Raw genomic sequence first — 18437 nt, forward strand, 5'->3', positions numbered from 1 at the left:
AAAGTAAATAAATAATTTGCTATTTGAAGTGCATTGTTCAGAGAAGGAGGAGGTTGGATAAGGTGTCAGATATATACAAAGAGATCAATGCCAACTATGACAAGCTGTCAGAAGCAGAACAAGAGGTGATTGATTTCATTTTAAAGTTTGATGATGTTGGCAAGCTTAAAATGAAAGATATCAAAGATAAACTTTACGTATCAAATGCAACGATCATTAGAGCCTGCAAAAAGCTGAATTACGCTACATTTAATGAATTAAAGTATGCATTTGTACGATCGAAAAACGGCAAAAAAAAGGAACATCCAATAGAAGCCGATTTTTTTCGTATTATAGATGGAATAAAGAAAGATACATTAACGACTTTGGAGCTTGTTGATGAAGAAGAGATCGATTTGATTTGCGATTGTTTACTTCGAGCACGCAGGATTTTCTGTGTGGGAACAGGCTCGAGTTCTCAAGTTGCTTCTGAATTTAATCGAAAGTTGAAATTGATCGATCTTTGGACAAATGATTATTCAGATAAGTTCTCAATTGAGCGTATTCCGCAGATAAGTACAGCTCAAGATGTTGTCGTTGTTTTTTCTTTAAGTGGAGAAGTAAGTGAAATCAACGAAATTATGATCAGAGCAAAAAGCAATGGTACGAAAGTTATTGCTGTGACAAACATGTCCCCCAATCAGTTAAAATCAATCAGTACACACTCCGTGTTAGCATACAGCAGTCCTAGTAATCGCAAGAAATTACGTTCTAGGTTAATGTTATATGTAATGAGTACCCTGATTTATGAACGCTTGATCACAAAAAATACCTATTTTTGAGTAAAAAAGTACTCAAATAGGTATTTTTTCTTATTCGAGAACTTTTTATCTGAAAACTCTTTTTATACAATAGAGAGTGATATAGTGATAATGGAAACAACCATCAGAAAGGAGTTAGAAAATGAAAAAGAAAAGTAGGATAGTTCAAGCATTTGAGCAGTTTGGTAGAGTATTATTATTACCCGTTTCGATTTTACCTGGTGCAGGAATCATCAAGGGGATCGGGGCAGCTTTTACAAATGCTACAACGTTGGAAATGTATCCATTTCTAAAGAATGAAGCATTTCAATTTTTAATGAACTTATTCGTTACATTGGGGGATGTTGTTTTTAGTAATTTACATGTGCTTTTTGCCGTGGGGGTGGCTGTTGGTTTAGCCAAAACGGAGAAAGGATCAGCAGCTTTATCAGGTTTAGTAGGTTTTATTGTTCTGCATAAAGTCTTGAATTTCCTGTTGATAGAAACCGGTACATTGGTAATGACAGCTGAGCTAGCACCTGCAGATGCAAAACTAGCATTGGCAGAAAAAATGCAGACATCTGTTTTGGGGATTCAAACAATGGATCTAAATGTTTTTGGTGGAATTATTACAGGATTAGTGGTTTATTGGGTACACAAAAAGATACTGAAAGTTAAGGTGCCGCAAGTTCTCTCATTCTTCAGCGGACCGCGCTTAGTACCAATGGTGGTTATTCCAGTTATGGCTGTTGTAGCATCGATTCTATTTTTAGTTTGGCCGTTTGTACAGCAAGGGATTATTGCTTTTTCAAGTCTTATTGTAAAATCTGGCTACAGCGGCACATTTTTATATGCAGTACTGGAGCGGGCGCTGTTACCATTTGGATTGCACCATGGACTGAATTTACCAGTAATGACGACAGATTTAGGCGGTTCTTGGCTTATTGGAGGCGAACGGATTGGGGGAACGATCAATGCCTATATGGCTTCACTATCTGATCCAAGTATTACGGCAATCGATCCAACAATTACGCGTTTTAATGCTGGAAAATTTGTTTATTTTATGTTTGGACTCCCAGCAGCAGCATATGCAATGTACAAAACGTGTAAACCTGAAAATAGAAAAGCTGTAGGTTCGCTATTATTTGCAGCTGCAGCAACATCATTTATTACAGGGATTACAGAACCTTTGGAATTCACCTTCTTATTTGCTGCACCAATGCTCTATGGCGTTCATGCTGTTTTAGCTGGAGCAACATCTGTTTTAGCGCAATATTTAGGTGCAGCCGTGATGGCGCCGATGGGTCATGGATTGATCAATTTTACGATCTATGGCGTAATCCAAGGAACGAAAACACATTGGTATATGATTTTACTAGCAGGAATTCCTTGTGCGATTATTTATTTCTTTGTTTTTAGATTTTTGATTTTGAAATTTGATTTTGCTACGCCTGGACGTGGAGCAGAAGCAGATATCAAACTTTCAAGCCGAAAGGATGTCGAAGCAAAATATGATAAAGAAGAAAAGAATAGCTCCGAGGTAGGCGATACTGCGTTAAGACAACAAGCGTTGGCGTTAGTGGAAGCACATGGAACGAGAAGCAATATAGTGGATGTGGATGCTTGCATCACTCGTTTGAGAATTACTGTAAAGGATAAAGGTTTAGTGCAACCAGAGGTTATCAAAGGACAGTTGAACGCGATGGGCTTTGTAGAATCAGACATGCAAATGCAATCGATTTACGGCGGACACGCGAATGTTTTGAAAAATGAAATACTAGAACTCTTTGAAGAGGAAGATAATCAGTAAAAGGAGATGGACTATATCAAAAAGAATGTAATGCTAATCGATATCGATGGAACCTTTGTTTATGACTCCTCAAAAGTATCCCAAAAAGATCTTATGGCGTTTAAAGAAGCAGAAAAATATTGTTATATGGGTATTGCAACAGGACGGTCAGTAGATGAGATTGCTTATATTGAAAAAGAAAATAAGATTAAACTGGACTATCGAATTGGATTTAATGGTGCGTTGATTGTCAATGGGGAAAACGATATTGTATACAATAAGCAGATAGCTAAATCTACTATGCTAGAATTGATCGATTATTTAGAAGCACATCAGTTGGTATTTGATGCACTGGATGGTACATCACGATTAGGGAATTTCAAGCACGAAGCTAAGAGTCAGTTACTAGGCTTGGATTATCAATATTTAGAGGAACCGTATGAAATAGTTCGTACTAAAAATGTATATAAAATAAATTTGAGACCGGATACGTTAGAAAATGCAACTCGTATTACCAAAGAACTGAAGACGCGTTTTTCTGATTTGTCGATTTTTCAGGTTGGAAAACGGCGAATTGAAATCTCAGCAGCAGATACATCTAAAGGACAAGCTTTGTTAAAAATAGCAGAAAATCCAACAAAAACGATTGCAATCGGAGATTCTGAAAATGATATTTCGATGTTCGAACAAGCAGAAGTATCCTATTGTATGGCTCATGCACCAGAATACGTAAAAGAAACAGCAACTTTTGTGGTTCCTAGATTTAGTGATGCCATTGCTCATTTTATCAAAACACAGGAGGTGAGCTAATGTGATTGGCAAAGACTGTTATCGATCTATCAATCATCGCTTAAATCAGTTATTGAAGGAAAAGAAAATATTGTTAGCGGTCCATCGGGGCAGCTCCGCAGGGAATATCATTGAAAATACCATTCCAGCTTATCTTGCTTCACTTAAAATGGGGGGAGATATTTTAGAGGCAGATGTTGTCTTGTCAAAAGACAAAGAAATTTATCATTTTCATAGCGGAATGGAACGAAAGAATTTTCAAAAAGCGATTGATATCCAAACGTATACAGCGACAGAAATAGAGGCTCTCACATATATCAATAGTAATTTAGAAGAAACAGCCTATCCAGTTGAAAAGCTGGAGACGACACTAAATTATTTCAAAGGAAAGTGCTTGATCAATATTGATCGAGGCTGGAACTTTTTACCTGAGATTTGTGAACTGGTTGAAAAGACAGGGACTACCGATCAGATTCTCCTAAAAGGACCACTTACAAAAGAGGTGACGACTTTTTTGCAAGAGAGTGAAATTAAATATATGTTTATGCCTAAGGTTTCAACGTTGGAGGAGTTAGATCAAGTAGACGCTTTACGGGATATCAATGTGGTTGGTTTGGAAGTGAAGGCAATAAATGAAACTAGTGATTTTTTTCAAAAGGAGAATATTCAAAAAATTAAAGAAAAAGGATTGTTTGTTTGGGTTAATTCTTTAACTATGGATGATCAGAAGCAACTTTTTGCCGGTTATGATGATAATACGTCAATTCTTGAAGGGGAAGAGAATGGTTGGAGTGTTATTTTTGATAAAGGAGCAAATGTAATACAGACAGACTGGCCGGCTTTAGTAGCAAAGTCTCGTGACACATGGTTAGAACGACAAGGACATTTATAGTATGTCTTTTGTAGATATTACGTTCAGGTTAGTGCTGTCGATCATTATTTCTGGCTGTATTGGTATCGAGCGAGAGCATAAAAACCGTCCGGCAGGGATTCGTACACATATTTTAGTCTGTGTCGGTGCAACAGTGATTGCGCTGATTCAAGACCAAATTTCAATTGATGCTTTAACGATGGCTCAGGCAGAGCCGGCGTTAAGCGGTGTGATTCGTTCTGATCAGGCACGATTGATTGCTCAAGTGGTCAGTGGTGTGGGGTTTCTTGGCGCTGGAACGATCGTGGTGACACAGCGCTCCATTTTAGGATTGACAACGGCTGCAACAATTTGGGCAGTTGCTTGTTTAGGAATCGCTATTGGAATGGGGTATTATTCAATTGGCATCATTGGTGCTGTGGCGATAATGATTGGTTTAACCTGGATGAAGCGTATCATCAAAGTGCCTAGTGAGAAAAAAGTGGAAGTGAAGTTTGTACACAAGCTGCAAACAAAAGAATTTTTGAACAATTACTTTGAAGAAAAACAAATTACGATCAAAGACGTTGAATTCAGTGTAGAATTTCAAAGTGATCTTCGTATTTATAATAATGTTTATACGATAGAATTACCGCTGAATTTAACCTACATGGATATGATTGAAGATATATCGATTCATAAAAATGTGATGAAGATCAAGATCGTGAATGTATAAAATTAAGTGTTTGAGACGTTGAAACAGACTAATTTAGTTAGGTTTCAACGTCTTTTTTGATTAGCAGAACCGCTGTTCATTTAGCTATCATGCCGTATAAATTTCTTAGTAAACAAAACTAGTATTTGAAGCATCTATTCGAATGTTAGATACCCATGTTAAGCAATATCTAAACGTGAATGTGAAAAATAGCTAAAAAGCGATCGTAGTAAGTGGTCAAATGCTTAAGAAATAGTTTAATCACTGATCTATAAATAAAGTAGATTGAAACTAGAAAGGGAATAGACATGACCTATTACAGCAGACATAAAGTTGTATCCATTGTTGCGTGAGTAAGCTATCAAAGGAAGACAGTTCAAATATCGTTTTGGAGAATACTATAGGTAAATGGAGAAACTATCTAGGTAGTGTACAAGAACAAAAGAAATAACTAGAAGCTGAAGGATACGAAATAATTCAAAAGGGGTGAAAAGATCTACGTTTTTATGTCAAAGATTATACTTATTAGATAGAGTGCTACAAAAAGCAAAACTGTGTAAGCAACCGACTTGAAATCAGCTGCTTACACAGTTTATTTTAGGTAGAATTTCAAATCACTTTTCGATTTTTTGTTCCGCCCATGTCGCTGAATATTGTTCACCAGCAACTAAATCATATTGAATATAATTGTAGTCTGCTAAAATGCTCTTTTGTTCTTTACTCAATTCTTTTTCTGAAATCATTTTATTTTTATCTGTAACAAAAATTTGTTTCCCGTTGTAGCGGTTAGAAACGCTAGAGATTGGATCGATCGTTGAGGCGGGCAACTCATTTGCTACTTGTGTTAACAAAGCGTAAAACGGTGTTACTTTAATGTTTGCTTGTTCGAATGCTAATGCAGAAAAATTATTTGGCGAAACAACTTTTTTACTTACTTTTTGCAATTGTTTACGACTATAAGCATTACTGTAGATGAAATAGTCAGTTTCATGATGCTCTAAGCCATACTTTTTCATATCATTTCCACTATAGAGAGCAGGTAAATGATCACCATAAAAGACGAACGTAATCGGCTTTTGGATGTTATCCAACTCATTTATAAACTCTTTTATCGCTTCATCAGTATAGTGAATTCCTTGCATAAAGGTAAGTAGTTCGTGTTTCCTGCTGTCTATAACAGCTGATCCCTCAGCAGTGTAATCAAGTTGATCATAGAAATCACCATAAGGCATGTGATTTTGCATAGTAGATAATTGAATAAATTGAGTGGTTTCTTCATTACTTTTTAAAGCTTTTAGTGTTTCTTTATATGCAGATTCATCTGAAATATAGCGACTGTCACCAACTTTATCTGTATATGTTAGTTTATCAGGGCTATCAACATAATAGAATTTATCAAAACCAAATTTTTCAAAAACATCTTTTCGTTTATACAATGAGGCAGTAAACGGATGAATGGCAATTTTTTCATCAAATAAGTTTGTAATATTAGGGCTTGTTTTTTGAGCATCAACAAGCTGAGTGTAAGGTGTAACTAATGTAGGTGATAAATTACTAATATCAAGTCCGGTCAATCCTTGCCATTCGATATTTGCAGTACCACCACCATATCCAACAGATAACATTTCACCGCTAGTAGTTTCGTTCATAATTTTTGTAATCGTTGGAATTGGGTTTGTTTCTACAGTTAAATTTGGAACGCGGGAAGGGTCACTAAAGCTTTCACTTAAATTTAAAATCAATGTTTGATTTTCTAACCAATCATTCCGGGTTTCGTTGATTTTTTCTGCTTCTTTTTCATATTTCTTCATGATTTGCTCGATTTTTGTTTTAGAATAGCCTTCGGGCTCATCCATGATCTTGATATCAAGATTGTTTAAAAACTGAATGATTGGCCCATTTTCACGCACGGCATCTTTTTGATTGAAGAACGTTTTATTTACTCTAAATAGGTTGAATAGTAAATAAGAAGGTGAATTTTTATGATTAATGAAAAAGACACCTGATAGCATTACAGTCAAAATAGCAATGCCTGTAATTCTTTTTTTCCAGTTGAATTTCAGCGCATAACGATGCTGTAGTTTTCGCTGGATAATAATGCTGGAAATGGTTAAAAATAGAACGATAACAATTCCTGAAATAATAATTACTGGGCTAACCATAGCAAGTAGTTCTGATAGACCATTCAGCATTTTTAAATCAGAAGGGTAGACAGGTTCTTCTCTTAATTTGTATTTTATTACAGTAGAAACCGTAAGCAGTAAATCAATAACTAGTGTGAAAGAAAAAACATACCAGAATCGATTTGTTAGAAGTAATAACAACAAGAAGAAAGCCAAAATAATGAACGTTGTCAAAATAACAGTCGATTGTCGACTAGCAAATAGTTGAATCGCTACTTGAATCGCTTGTTTCCAAGTATCTTTTTTCTCGAGTAAAAAGATTTGTAAAAATGTGAAAAAATAGAAGAAAAGTCCTACATAGAAAATCGATCGTCTTCTGTAAATCCAAGATTTCACAGTCTGTAATTTCTGAACGAGATGTGTTAATGAATCAAAGGTTAGATAACTATTTAATTTTTTAAATACCCATGTTTTTTGTAAGACAAGACAGACTAGAATAAATATCAGAGTTGCTAGTAAATAAATCCCTGCAAATTCAAAAATGTTCATCAGCCAAGCCCTGCCCGAATTTGGGAAAAATCGTTTTTCATATTGGGATACACGGTGAGCGATCAATGCCCAGCTTGTAAGAGTAAGTGTGGTGATTAAGCTAGTTGATACGACCGGTCCGCTGACCCGTAATTTTATTTTCTGTGAAAGTTGCTCTAAAATAGTGAACAGGCTTACCGTATAGTACATAAAAAATAATGTATATGGAGTAGAAAACCTATTTGCTGTAGACGCGTCACTTCTGACCACTAAAGAAAATTTTGTCATTAACAAGATTAATCCAAAGAGAATACCAATACTAAGACAAAGATGTACAAAGCTGAATTTCATTTTTTTGTGCCAGTCAAGTCGGCTTAGAATGTATCCCAAGAAGAATAGATAAAAAATCCAAACGAAATTTTGTCCATCTTGAAATGCCCAAATGTCTTTACCGAATAATGTAGGCAGTAAGACAAACATAAATGTTGAGACAATCGCTATTTTTTTTAAAACGTCAAAAGATGTTTGCTGCAGCCAGTGAACCAATATTGGGATACTGCAAAATAGCAATACACAAGATACCGCATAAACAAAGTAGCCTTGACTTACTGGAAATAGGACTAACCAGTAGTCACGAAGATTCAAGGTAGAAGAGCGAACATAAAAAAAGATGTTACTGCTTAAACCAATAAAAGCATACAATAGAAAGAAACGGCTTAGATAGCTAAACACATGCTTTCGATAAATTTTTTGATAATGATATCCCATATATAATGGAATCAAATTCATTCCTACTCTAGCGATAGTTTTCATAAATGAATAGAGATAGAATCTTCAAGGATTCTGATCAAATCGAGGAATATCAATCGCAGAAAGCAATACTTCTTGGAATAAAATTAATAGACAAGCAACTAAAATAGTTAAAAACTCATAATTTCTAGATTTTGTTTCTTTCAAAATATACACCCACCATATACATGTTTAATGACACAAGATTTTAAAAGGATCTTGGTTCATTGACCATAGTCTATAGTAACGTAAACGATGTTGTTTTACAATGATTTAACCAGAAGAAAAAAGCTGATATGTCGACTAAATAAGCCTAAATACTATTAAAATGATCCTCGTACACTAACATTAATTTATCAAAACTTTTCGCATCTGGAATCAAAGGAATCATAACTGTTGGAATAGTGTTCGTATGTATTTCAGGAATATTAGTGATTACGCAATCAAAGTTTGTTAAGGATTCTTCTACATCCTTTAAGGTCGTGACCCGTATTGGAGTGCATGAAAAACGACCTCTTAAATAATAGGAAATCCGTTCGGAGAGCATTTCCATATAGTCCATACCAATATCAAATAACAGACAGGCGTTTAGTGTCGGACTAGATTCTTCTAAACAATCCAGCAAACTTGGCCAATAGGTAAATAGCATTGAAATCGATTCATAGACCATGTATTCTTTGTAAGGATTTGAGTAGAAAATCGCTTGTAGTGAATGAAGAATATCGATTGGAAAATGACCGTAAAGATTTTTGATTCCTAAATAGAATTCTTTATGTTGGTCATACAATATGTAAGTTCGACCATGAGTCATGCACTCTAAATTATAAAGCTGTAAAAAGATATTTTCATAATCAGTACATTCACAGTCCATTTTCTTTTCGATTTCAGAAATCAAATCTTTGATCTTATGGAATTTCAGCTTTGCTTGTCGATCCTTTTTTATCAGTTGGTGTATGGATTCCAACGAGTCTAAGTAGTTATCACTGAAAAATAAGTAAAAGCAAGTATTCAAATTTTCTGAGGTTAGCGCTAATTGAAACTGAGCATAAAAATCCTCACAAGCATGAGTATCTTTAAGAATAGCAAACTCTTTTTGCGGAACGTCGTGTAACTGATTTTCATTATTGAACTGTAAAAGATTGATGACTGCATATGTATAAAAACGAAGCTGATTCAATAAAGAAAAATACATAGTATAGGACTGGCGATCGGGAAGTGCTTGCTTGATGATTTCAAGACCAACTTGATCCAACGAGGCAAGCTGCGCAGGTGCTAGTAGGTTTTCTGCTATACCATAGCGCTCTTGAAAATAATGCTGCATAAAATTACAAATGCTATGTGGATCGCCAATCAGCTGCATTTTCTTCAAATTGATCGTAAAGCCCTCCAATTGAAGATGCTGATTAACTCTTTGAACGGTTCGTTTGATTGTAGAGACACTGATATATAAATCGTCAGCTAAATCAATAATAGTAGAAAAATTATGTAAAAAGATTTTTTCGATGAGTTGAAATTCAATACTATTTTTAAGAAATTGTTGGTAAATCGTTGCTTTACAAAAATTGAGATTGGTGGCTAAACGAATACCGTATTTTTTTGATGTTTCAATCGTTGTTGGTGCGAGTAATGCTTCGAGTTCAGTAATGTCTGACTTTAACGTTTTGATCGGAACATTCAAAGAATCAGAAACGGTTGTAAAAGTAACCCAATCATTATCTGCCAAAAGTTCCAAAAGTTCTAGTTGCCGTTTTGTTCGAGGTGAAAGAATGGCTTTCATAATATCAACACTTTCTTTATTTTATGTTTTTTATTTATGTTCAATATATGATGAAATAAAGTTCACAACATTATTATTTTAACGCTGAATAACCTCGTTTGTCTATGGCTTATTTAAAAATAATAGGTTTATTAGTAGAATAATTAATTAATATCGTTCAATTTTTGGAAAAAAACAGAAAAATATGACCTTTTATCGTTGTTTTTTTGTGTAACATTTGTTATTTTATTGTTCACGTCACGTTAGGATTGCTTTTCTAAAATAAATAGAGAGCGTTCGTTCAACTATTCTTTTTTCCTGGCAAGAAATGAGCTTTTTTTTTCTTACATTAGGTTTAGACTAAGGGTAAGCCAACGAAAGGCAAAAAATGAATGGAGGAAAATTATGAAGAAATTAGTAGGATTAACAATGATGGCAACGATTTGTTTAGCAGGAGCAGGCGTTTTATTTTCAGATGAAGCAAATGCACACGGGTATGTGGAAAGTCCGGTAAGTCGTGGCTATCAAGGGGCACTGGACAAAAATACGATAGGTTGGACAGCTGCGTTAAACAAATACGGCAATGTCATTACAAACCCACAATCATTGGAAGCACCAAAAGGCTTTCCAGAGAAAGGTCCAGCAGATGGTCGGATTGCTTCTGCGAATGGCGGCTTAGGACAAATTGGGGATTTTGTATTAGATAGTACAGGTGTTGATCGCTGGACCAAGCAAGAAGCCAAAACGGGCGTAAACACATTTACATGGCACTACACAGCACCACATGCTACATCAAAATGGCATTACTATATCACTAAAAATGGTTGGAATCCAGAAAAACCATTAGCAAGAGAAAATATGGAATTGATCGGCGAAATCAAACACGATGGTTCAACGGCATCAAACAATAAATCTCACCAAGTAACAATTCCAAGTGATCACACTGGTTATCATGTTGTATTAGCAGTTTGGGACGTTGCAGATACATCGAATGCCTTTTACAATGTGATCGATTTGAATCTAAAATCTGATGGTGGAACAACTCCGCCTGTAGAAGAAACACCAGCGAAACCAACAAACTTAAAAACAGCAGATGTAACAACTTCTTCTTTGAAATTGACGTGGAATACTGTTGCAAATGTAAAAGAGTACAATGTTTATCGTGATGGTAAAAAAGTCAGCACGGTTGGCGGTACACAATTCAATGATTCAAACTTAGCAGAAAACACAACGTATTCTTATCAAGTAGAGGCTGTTGGGACAAACGGAAAAGTGTCTGAAAAAAGTACAGCAGTAAACGTAACAACAAAATCTTCAGAAATCGAAGATAACGAAAAACCAACAGCACCAACTAATGTCCATTCAATGGGAACGACAGAGAATTCCGTTGACTTGATGTGGACAAAATCAACACATTTCTTGGGTGTTAAACATTATGAAGTTTATCGTGACGGTAAAAAAGTGGTAACAACAGAAAAAACAAGTTTTAAAGATACTGGCTTAAAAGCAAATACAACATACAATTATACTGTTAAAGCAATCAGTCTTGGCGGAAACGTTTCTGAAGCGAGTGCAGCATTTTCTGTGAAGACAAAAGAAGCACCAAGTGGTCAATCAACATGGGAAGCTGACAAAATTTATAACTATGGTGATAGAGTAATCTTCAACGATTTAGAGTATGAAGCAAGATGGTGGACACGAGGCGAACGCCCAGACCAATCAGACGTTTGGAAGCTTCTTTCAAATAAAGCAGTGAACTGGGATGCAGAGAAAGCCTATAATGGTGGAGAAAAAGTCGTATATCAAGGTGAAACATACCAAGCGAAATACTGGGTAAAAGGCGAACAGCCAGGAATTTCTTCTATTTGGGAATTAATCTAATTTATACGGAATACATCAAAAACGAAAAGACATCAAGACAATTTTTGAAGATTGTCTTGATGTCTTTTTCAATTAATTATAACTTTAAGCCTTTTTCATCACAGGCAACCAAACCTCAAATGTTGCGTTGTTTGGATTTGCATCCAGATAAAGCTCGATATCTGGTCCGTTCGCATATTCGTAACCAGAGCTTGGCAGCCAGTCTGTTACGATTTGTTTTTCCAATTCTTGAATGGCATGAGGCATGGGTCCTTGTCCAGTAAAAATTGCCCAAGTAAAGGCTGGTACAATGTATTCTACCAGATTGTCCGAAAGTGCTTGATCACTTGCGACAGCAATATAATAAGACATGCCGTCACTGCCAGATAATTCCTCTTCTTCATGTAGCTCGCCATCAAAGCCTGCACTGATTCCTAGAACCCCTTTAGGTTCCTGGTTCATTAATGGAACCAAAGATTCTAACGTGCCGTCCATACTGACCTGTTGCCAAAATTGCGGAACTACTTTAAAGTTTTCCTCTAAATCAGCGGTCAGCTCTTTTTGTGCACCGACCACACGAAATGCCTCTTTTGTTTCGATCCGATATTCCATTTCTACATCCCCTTTAATTGTGATATGGAATTTGATTCTAGGGTATGAAGTTAAGCGACTGCCTTCCTGTTGTGCTTCAGATGGTACGATACCATGCTGGTTTTTAAAGGCACGGGCAAATGAATTTGGCGATTCATAGCCATATTTTACAGCCACGTCAATCACCTTTGCTCCTTGCTGCAGTTCTACACCTGCCAATGATAATTTCCGCCGCCGAATATATACTGCCAGCGGAACGCCTACCATATACGAAAAAACGCGCTGATAATGATAAGATGAGCAATAGGCGATTTTTCCTAATTCAGCTACATCGATTTCCTCAGTTAAATGATCTTCAATATACGTCAATGTTTGTTCCAGTCGGGTAACCCACTCCATGTTCAATCAACTCCTGCCTTTAGTTTAACGAATTTACTTCTAGTGTACCCCACTTTTTCTGCCCAGAAAAGAGGGATTGAAGCGTGGTATACTATAGCTAAAACAATAAAAAGGAGAGAACGATGAAATACGAATGGCGTAAACAAGAAAAAGAACTCTATATTCCTAAAGCAAAACCAACGGAGGTCACTGTTCCAAAACAACAGTTTTATACAATCACAGGAAAAGGTGATCCGAATAATGAACATTTCAGTGAAGAAATAGCAGCGCTATATGCAATGGCTTATGGGATTCGCATGATGCCGAAAAGAGGTGTCATTCCAGAAGGCTATTTTGAGTACACTGTGTATCCGTTGGAAGGGATTTGGACAATGTCAGATGAGGCAATTGCTGAGGGCAGAGCTTTTAACAAGGCAGATCTTGTTTATAAAATTATGATCCGTCAACCAGAATTTGTTACAGAAGAGTTGGCATTACAAAACTTAGCAGAAATCTCTGAGAAGAAGCCTAATCCAAACAACAATAATATAAAATTTGAAACGATCGAAGATGGAAAATGCTTGCAAATGCTGCATGTCGGCCCCTACGATGATGAAGTGAAAACCTTTGAGATCATGACGAGTTATTGTGAAGAGCATAAGTTGAAAAAAAGAAGGCTAGATCATCGTGAAATTTATCTATCGGATCCGAGAAAATCAGCACCAGAAAAAATGAAAACTGTTTTGCGGTATTTTTTAGAAGAGTAAGACAATAAATAGTTAAGTACCTTCTTTACTTGTAAAAGGAAGGGAACAGAAAAATCATCAAGTATGTCCTCAGGAACGAATGAAAATAGTCCTTCAGATAATAATTCTAATTCAATTATGATTGAAACTATAGTTGTCGATAGTTCCGAGTTGAATGCAAATGCAGTAACACCTGTACCACTGAGAGGCACATGGGTTGGTAACAATGGTGAAGTGGATATTGAATTCACAATAACTGAAACTGCTATTATTACAAACGACCAAACCTATACTGTTGCTGGCTATTCACAAAGTGGAAATACGTATACTATTGATTGGGATGTGAACAGTGTTGCTAACCCAGGTAATCCGCAACCGTTTATCTATACTTATTCGCCAGATACTGATGAGTTGAGTAACAGTATTGTTTTTCAACGTAAATAACCTGCTTTTGATAGTGGATTATTGAATAAAAAAGTTAACAAAAGCTTGGATATGCTTCTATAAATGATAAGAGTTCAATGATCGATTTACTTAGTGATCATTGAACTTTTTTACCTGTAATGGTCAAAGGTTTTTCAACTGGTAGAAAAAGAAAGCAAATATTTTTTACTAAAAAGAGATAGCAGCTCTGAATAATGTATATAACTTTTAGATGTTCATAAACTGTTCCTAATACTAAACTATTAAATAAATACAGTTATTTAGTTAGTAGTAAGTAGAAGTTTTTTTGGGGTCAATGTATATTTTGTATCACAAATATTGGATACTAAATCACTATGAGTTACTATAATAATTTTAGTACCTAATTGTTTGATACTCTGAAATAGATTTAAGATTTCCAGTTCTGTCTGTTCATCTAGGGCACCTGTTGGTTCATCGGCTAGTAATACTTTGGGTTTAGTTAACAGTGCTCGTGCAATCGCGACACGTTGAGCTTCTCCACCAGAAAGCAATGAAACTCTTTTTGATGCATAATTCTCGAGACCAACTAAAAATAGCATTTTTTCAATTTCTTTTTTTGATTTTTTAGAAATTGAGAGTTGCAGGTTTGCTCCAACACTTCTATCTTGTAACAAATGATAATTTTGAGTGATAATGCTGATATTATTTTTTCTGAATGAAAGTAAAGTGCGAGGATTTTTAGTTACTACGTTCTTATTAAACTCATAGATACCAGTGTATTGCGTATCCATACCAGCCATTATTTTTAATAATGTTGACTTGCCAGAACCACTGCGACCTTTAATAGCCACTGTCTGAGAGGAACCTAGAGAAAAATTTAAATGATCAAAGAGTTTATGATTGGATTTTGGAAATTGTTTACAAATATTATTTAATGTAATCATGTTAATCGCTCCTTTGTTGAATAGTGTTAAAATTAGAATAAATATCTTTTTTTAATAAATGATATAGCATTAAAGCGTCTACAAAAATAAAGACTAGTATAAATGATAAAATGTTTAAAAAACTAAATATATCTCGATTAGGAATGATGAAAAACAATGAAATGTAGGACATTACAATGAATACATCTCCTAAAATGAGATCTCTTAAGCCTAATACATATATTTTTTCAAAAGTATCTCCGTTTAAATAGGATATAAAATATCGTAAACTTCGTCTGTTATATATTTTGAAATTTAGAAAAAGAATAATAAATATAGTGCATATAAATATACAGATGCACACGGAAGTGATTAGTTTTTTATTGTAATTTATTAGTTCATACATCGTATTATATTGGACTGAAAAAGTGGACACACCTAGAATAGTATAATCATAAAAATCAGTTTTTTTTGCGGTAATAGCTAGTTGTTTTTGGAGATAAGATAAGCCATCGTCTTTTGAAACGATTATATCTCCTGCCATCATAGAAAAAGATACCATTCCTATAAACTCTTTATTTGAAGGAGTGATATTGAATTTTTCAGGATAAGGAATAAGTATGTAATCATCCAAATATTTGTTGATATCATTTTTATAAAAAACGGATGTATTTTCTTTTATAAACCCGACGACTTCAAAGTCAAATTCTCGAAAATATAAACTCCCTTTTAAAATATCTCCCTTCTTATAGAGGCCTTTATAATTGGCTCCTAAAGCTATTGGATATACATTTTTTTCGAAGCTAATAGTATTCCACTGAAAAGTAGCATTTTCGTCTAATTCAATAGCGTAATAATCATAAAAATTTTTATTCATCTGAATGCTTTTAACATCAAATACCTCTTTTTTCGATATGTCATCAACGTATGTACCTATAGTAGCGGTATGATCATCGTTTCCATAAGATTCATTAAAAATATTCCCGCCTTTGAAATTTTCTATTTGTAATGGTTGGTCAAAGGCGGATAAAAATTTAATAGTTGAATGATTGTTTAAGTTATCATAAAAGTTTTTAACGGTTAAGAGTTTCTGTTCAGATTGTCTGAAAGCATAAAAATCATCTGGATTTGTGAGAGTATCTGTTATAGAAAACATATCTTTATTTTTGCTTTCAATCAGATTATTGCCCATTTGGACGTCCATATTTTTAGAAAAGGAAAGAAAAGTATAGGTAAGAAAAAAAAGGCCAATACAATGGTTATTTTTAATAAAATAAGAAAGAAATTTTTTTTCAGGTTATAAATGAGTTCCAAATAACATCTTCCTTTCTTCTTTACAGAATAGGATACTAAATGTTGCTAAAAATAATATGAATTGAATGAGTAGCAGTTCAAACAAAAGAGAATAATTACTTATAGCACTATTCGTTAATACCAAGAATACCAAGACTAAAGAAAATGATAGAATACAGATGCATACTAAATATTTTATACTTGATAAGTATCTACTAATCGTTGCTTCCCCTAAAATAAACTTGATAAGATCTTCTTTTTTCAACTCTAAAAATTGAATATACGCTACTAAAATAGTACTAATAATAATTATTATTCCTGATAAACTATAGATAATAGGAGAAAAAAAATCACTATCGATTTTTCTATCAATCCCAATGTTTTTTTGATAGTTCTGCTTTCTGTTGTATATAGAAGGATCTATGGTCGAGCCATCAATAACTAAATTTGATTTATTATTAGAAAATAAAGAAGTATCATTGATTAAAACAGTGTAGTCCAAAAAGCTTGGATTGATTAGTCCCAAAGTACCAACAACTCGATAATTCACCCCATTAAATTGATAATATTTATCAGCGTTATTTATAGTCGTAGTTACATTTTTTCCAACGATCGCTTCTTTAGAATTTTTTGTCAAAAAAAATCGTCCATTTCTTAATGGAAATTGATTTTTAGAATAATTGTTGGAATAATACCCTTTTATTTTTTCTTCGTTATTACTTTCCAAAGGAATAAAAATGCTTAGATCTGATATATTTTTGATTTTTTTGTTCCCCATGATTTCTTCGAAAGTACTATTTATAAATACATGTTTGGAAGAGTATAAATCATTGCTTTCAAATGCTAATTTAGTTTGCTGGCTTTGGTATTCAGTTACAAAGAACGTTAATATGTATAGGGCAAATATGATCAAACTTGCAATTAATATAGAACTTTTTTTCATAAACGGATAACCTCCTTAGATAATCTTTACTAGTTGTTAAATGAGTTATAACAACTAGTAAAGATTAATAGCATCGTTAATGAGCTAATTATCTTCCATAATAAGTTCTGGCAGCAGCTGTGTCTTCCCCATAAGCAGGTTTAAACCAAGGAGATATAGCTTCAGTCCCGCTAGTTCCGTATTTTCGTCCAGAAGTTGTCACTACTTTTCCAGTGTAGTAACGTTCCATCTGAGCAGTAGTGTAGTGCCTAACTCCTTGCCAGGTAGTCCAACCGTGTGCCCGAGAATTTGTTGTTCCAGAAATATTTTTAGTTTCCCGTTTACCAGTATGTTTTACCGTAGCACGAGGTAAAACAACATTTGGATTAAGATAATTTCCTTCATTTTCTGACCACCCACCAACTTCTTCAGCATTTGCGCTAGTTGGAATACACACTGCTACTAATGACAAACCCAAAACGAAACAGCTAATAAACATTCTTTTCATAAACAAAACCTTCTTTCTTTTTAATATGCCATTATCATTGCATGAGAAGGTTATTTTAGTAAGCACCTATTGGTTTACATTGTGACAACTTATAGTTGCTAAGCTAGTTGCAACCGCAAGTTGCTCCTGTGTAAACCAACAACTGATAGATTTTCTAACCAAAATGTCGTATGATAAAATGTAAAAATTTCAAGAGAGAGATTAGTTGAAAAAAGTACTAACTGATAGATGATTATTGTATAAATTAGACTTTAATAGTGTTCATGTGTATGAAAGTTAGATTATGAGTAGTTCAATTATGTGTTTGGCATATTACTGATTGATCCAAATAGCCCACCAATCAAGCGATTAATGGGCTCTCTTTGTGAAAATAGAGGTTCAGAAGCTCGTCATAGTTAATTTTTATTGATTAATTGAACTCCAATAATTGTTAAAATGAGCAAAGTAGCAATTATAAAAAGAGTTTTTGATATCATGTAATCTGTATCTAATGAGTTGCCATCAACAAGAATCATATTAGGTTTAAAACTAAATATCAACGATATTAATATTGATACAGAAATACTAATATATCCTAGTATCTTTATAAACTTTATATTCATGTTTTGAAGTCCATTCTATTTTTACTGTTTGTCGGGATTTTATTTACTTTATTAACGGAGATGTAATATTAAACAAAGATTTTTAGTTATT

General features: G+C 34.3%; 16 protein-coding genes. 8 read left to right on the plus strand and 8 right to left on the minus strand.

Annotated elements, in window-relative coordinates; genetic code table 11:
- The first annotated feature begins 62 nt into the window (after window positions 1–62).
- From BCR25_RS14935 to BCR25_RS14955, 5 genes are all read left to right on the plus strand, one after another.
- Window positions 63–821 (plus strand): MurR/RpiR family transcriptional regulator, encoded by a 759-nt coding sequence (locus BCR25_RS14935; RefSeq protein ID WP_069664386.1) that lies wholly within the window; start codon window positions 63–65, stop codon window positions 819–821.
- A 121-nt stretch (window positions 822–942) separates the two neighbouring features.
- On the plus strand, window positions 943–2589 hold the full coding sequence (locus BCR25_RS14940) for a PTS transporter subunit EIIC (RefSeq protein ID WP_069664387.1): 1647 nt from the start codon (window positions 943–945) through the stop codon (window positions 2587–2589).
- A 6-nt stretch (window positions 2590–2595) separates the two neighbouring features.
- Complete coding sequence (locus BCR25_RS14945) at window positions 2596–3378, plus strand: HAD-IIB family hydrolase (RefSeq protein ID WP_069664388.1); 783 nt, start codon at window positions 2596–2598, stop codon at window positions 3376–3378.
- A 1-nt stretch (window position 3379) separates the two neighbouring features.
- Window positions 3380–4249 carry a glycerophosphodiester phosphodiesterase family protein gene (locus BCR25_RS14950; RefSeq protein WP_083242711.1) on the plus strand — a complete coding sequence of 290 codons (870 nt, stop codon included), beginning with the start codon at window positions 3380–3382 and terminating at the stop codon, window positions 4247–4249.
- Between the two features lies 1 nt (window position 4250).
- Window positions 4251–4943 carry an MgtC/SapB family protein gene (locus tag BCR25_RS14955; protein ID WP_069664389.1) on the plus strand — a complete coding sequence of 231 codons (693 nt, stop codon included), beginning with the start codon at window positions 4251–4253 and terminating at the stop codon, window positions 4941–4943.
- 593 nt (window positions 4944–5536) lie between these two features.
- Here BCR25_RS14955 and BCR25_RS14960 read toward each other — a convergent pair.
- The 3 genes from BCR25_RS14960 to BCR25_RS14965 form a co-directional block, all read right to left on the minus strand.
- Window positions 5537–8356 carry a sulfatase-like hydrolase/transferase gene (locus tag BCR25_RS14960; protein ID WP_245792202.1) on the minus strand — a complete coding sequence of 940 codons (2820 nt, stop codon included), beginning with the start codon at window positions 8354–8356 and terminating at the stop codon, window positions 5537–5539.
- A 51-nt stretch (window positions 8357–8407) separates the two neighbouring features.
- Window positions 8408–8530: a hypothetical protein gene (locus BCR25_RS20855; protein WP_282956789.1), complete on the minus strand. Its 123-nt coding sequence runs from the start codon at window positions 8528–8530 to the stop codon at window positions 8408–8410.
- A 145-nt stretch (window positions 8531–8675) separates the two neighbouring features.
- Window positions 8676–10139, minus strand: coding sequence for an AcpB/EbpR/MafR family transcriptional regulator (locus BCR25_RS14965; protein ID WP_069664390.1), 1464 nt, complete (start codon window positions 10137–10139; stop codon window positions 8676–8678).
- Between the two features lie 384 nt (window positions 10140–10523).
- Between BCR25_RS14965 and BCR25_RS14970 the strand changes: the two genes are divergently transcribed.
- A complete protein-coding gene (locus BCR25_RS14970; RefSeq protein ID WP_245792205.1) occupies window positions 10524–11999 on the plus strand; it encodes a lytic polysaccharide monooxygenase in 1476 nt (491 codons plus the stop codon).
- A gap of 84 nt (window positions 12000–12083) precedes the next feature.
- Here the strand turns inward: BCR25_RS14970 and BCR25_RS14975 are convergent, their stop codons facing one another.
- A complete protein-coding gene (locus tag BCR25_RS14975; protein ID WP_069664392.1) occupies window positions 12084–12968 on the minus strand; it encodes an AraC family transcriptional regulator in 885 nt (294 codons plus the stop codon).
- A 122-nt stretch (window positions 12969–13090) separates the two neighbouring features.
- On the opposite strand from BCR25_RS14975, the gene BCR25_RS14980 reads away from it, so the two are divergent.
- Together BCR25_RS14980 and BCR25_RS14985 are read left to right on the plus strand one after the other, a co-directional pair.
- The gene (locus tag BCR25_RS14980) at window positions 13091–13714 is read left to right on the plus strand and encodes a GyrI-like domain-containing protein (protein ID WP_069664393.1); all 624 of its coding nucleotides are present in this window, start codon (window positions 13091–13093) and stop codon (window positions 13712–13714) included.
- Window positions 13715–13777: 63 nt separating this feature from the next.
- On the plus strand, window positions 13778–14137 hold the full coding sequence (locus BCR25_RS14985; protein ID WP_069664394.1) for a hypothetical protein: 360 nt from the start codon (window positions 13778–13780) through the stop codon (window positions 14135–14137).
- Window positions 14138–14397: 260 nt separating this feature from the next.
- Here the strand turns inward: BCR25_RS14985 and BCR25_RS14990 are convergent, their stop codons facing one another.
- The 4 genes from BCR25_RS14990 to BCR25_RS15005 all read right to left on the minus strand — a co-directional run bounded on the left by BCR25_RS14990 (window position 14398) and on the right by BCR25_RS15005 (window position 17744).
- On the minus strand, window positions 14398–15042 hold the full coding sequence (locus tag BCR25_RS14990; protein ID WP_069664395.1) for an ATP-binding cassette domain-containing protein: 645 nt from the start codon (window positions 15040–15042) through the stop codon (window positions 14398–14400).
- A gap of 1 nt (window position 15043) precedes the next feature.
- Complete coding sequence (locus BCR25_RS14995; RefSeq protein ID WP_069664396.1) at window positions 15044–16213, minus strand: hypothetical protein; 1170 nt, start codon at window positions 16211–16213, stop codon at window positions 15044–15046.
- Between the two features lie 105 nt (window positions 16214–16318).
- Window positions 16319–17257 carry a hypothetical protein gene (locus tag BCR25_RS15000; protein ID WP_069664397.1) on the minus strand — a complete coding sequence of 313 codons (939 nt, stop codon included), beginning with the start codon at window positions 17255–17257 and terminating at the stop codon, window positions 16319–16321.
- Between the two features lie 88 nt (window positions 17258–17345).
- On the minus strand, window positions 17346–17744 hold the full coding sequence (locus tag BCR25_RS15005) for a hypothetical protein (RefSeq protein WP_211272517.1): 399 nt from the start codon (window positions 17742–17744) through the stop codon (window positions 17346–17348).
- Window positions 17745–18437: the final 693 nt, after the last annotated feature.

Origin of the sequence: Enterococcus termitis (genome assembly GCF_001730305.1) — a bacterium.
Taxonomy (GTDB): Bacteria; Bacillota; Bacilli; order Lactobacillales; family Enterococcaceae; genus Enterococcus_L; species Enterococcus_L termitis.

What these genes read in the sequence shown, in the direction of transcription:
- BCR25_RS14940 (WP_069664387.1), top strand. Translation starts at nt 943, where the DNA reads ATGAAAAAGAAAAGTAGGATAGTTCAAGCATTTGAGCAGTTTGGTAGA.
- BCR25_RS14945 (WP_069664388.1), top strand. Translation starts at nt 2,596, where the DNA reads ATGGACTATATCAAAAAGAATGTAATGCTAATCGATATCGATGGAACC.
- BCR25_RS14955 (WP_069664389.1), top strand. Translation starts at nt 4,251, where the DNA reads ATGTCTTTTGTAGATATTACGTTCAGGTTAGTGCTGTCGATCATTATT.
- BCR25_RS14965 (WP_069664390.1), bottom strand. Translation starts at nt 10,139, where the DNA reads ATGAAAGCCATTCTTTCACCTCGAACAAAACGGCAACTAGAACTTTTG.
- BCR25_RS14970 (WP_245792205.1), top strand. Translation starts at nt 10,524, where the DNA reads ATGAAGAAATTAGTAGGATTAACAATGATGGCAACGATTTGTTTAGCA.
- BCR25_RS14975 (WP_069664392.1), bottom strand. Translation starts at nt 12,968, where the DNA reads ATGGAGTGGGTTACCCGACTGGAACAAACATTGACGTATATTGAAGAT.
- BCR25_RS14980 (WP_069664393.1), top strand. Translation starts at nt 13,091, where the DNA reads ATGAAATACGAATGGCGTAAACAAGAAAAAGAACTCTATATTCCTAAA.
- BCR25_RS14985 (WP_069664394.1), top strand. Translation starts at nt 13,778, where the DNA reads ATGTCCTCAGGAACGAATGAAAATAGTCCTTCAGATAATAATTCTAAT.
- BCR25_RS14990 (WP_069664395.1), bottom strand. Translation starts at nt 15,042, where the DNA reads ATGATTACATTAAATAATATTTGTAAACAATTTCCAAAATCCAATCAT.
- BCR25_RS14995 (WP_069664396.1), bottom strand. Translation starts at nt 16,213, where the DNA reads ATGGGCAATAATCTGATTGAAAGCAAAAATAAAGATATGTTTTCTATA.
- BCR25_RS15000 (WP_069664397.1), bottom strand. Translation starts at nt 17,257, where the DNA reads ATGAAAAAAAGTTCTATATTAATTGCAAGTTTGATCATATTTGCCCTA.
- BCR25_RS15005 (WP_211272517.1), bottom strand. Translation starts at nt 17,744, where the DNA reads ATGAAAAGAATGTTTATTAGCTGTTTCGTTTTGGGTTTGTCATTAGTA.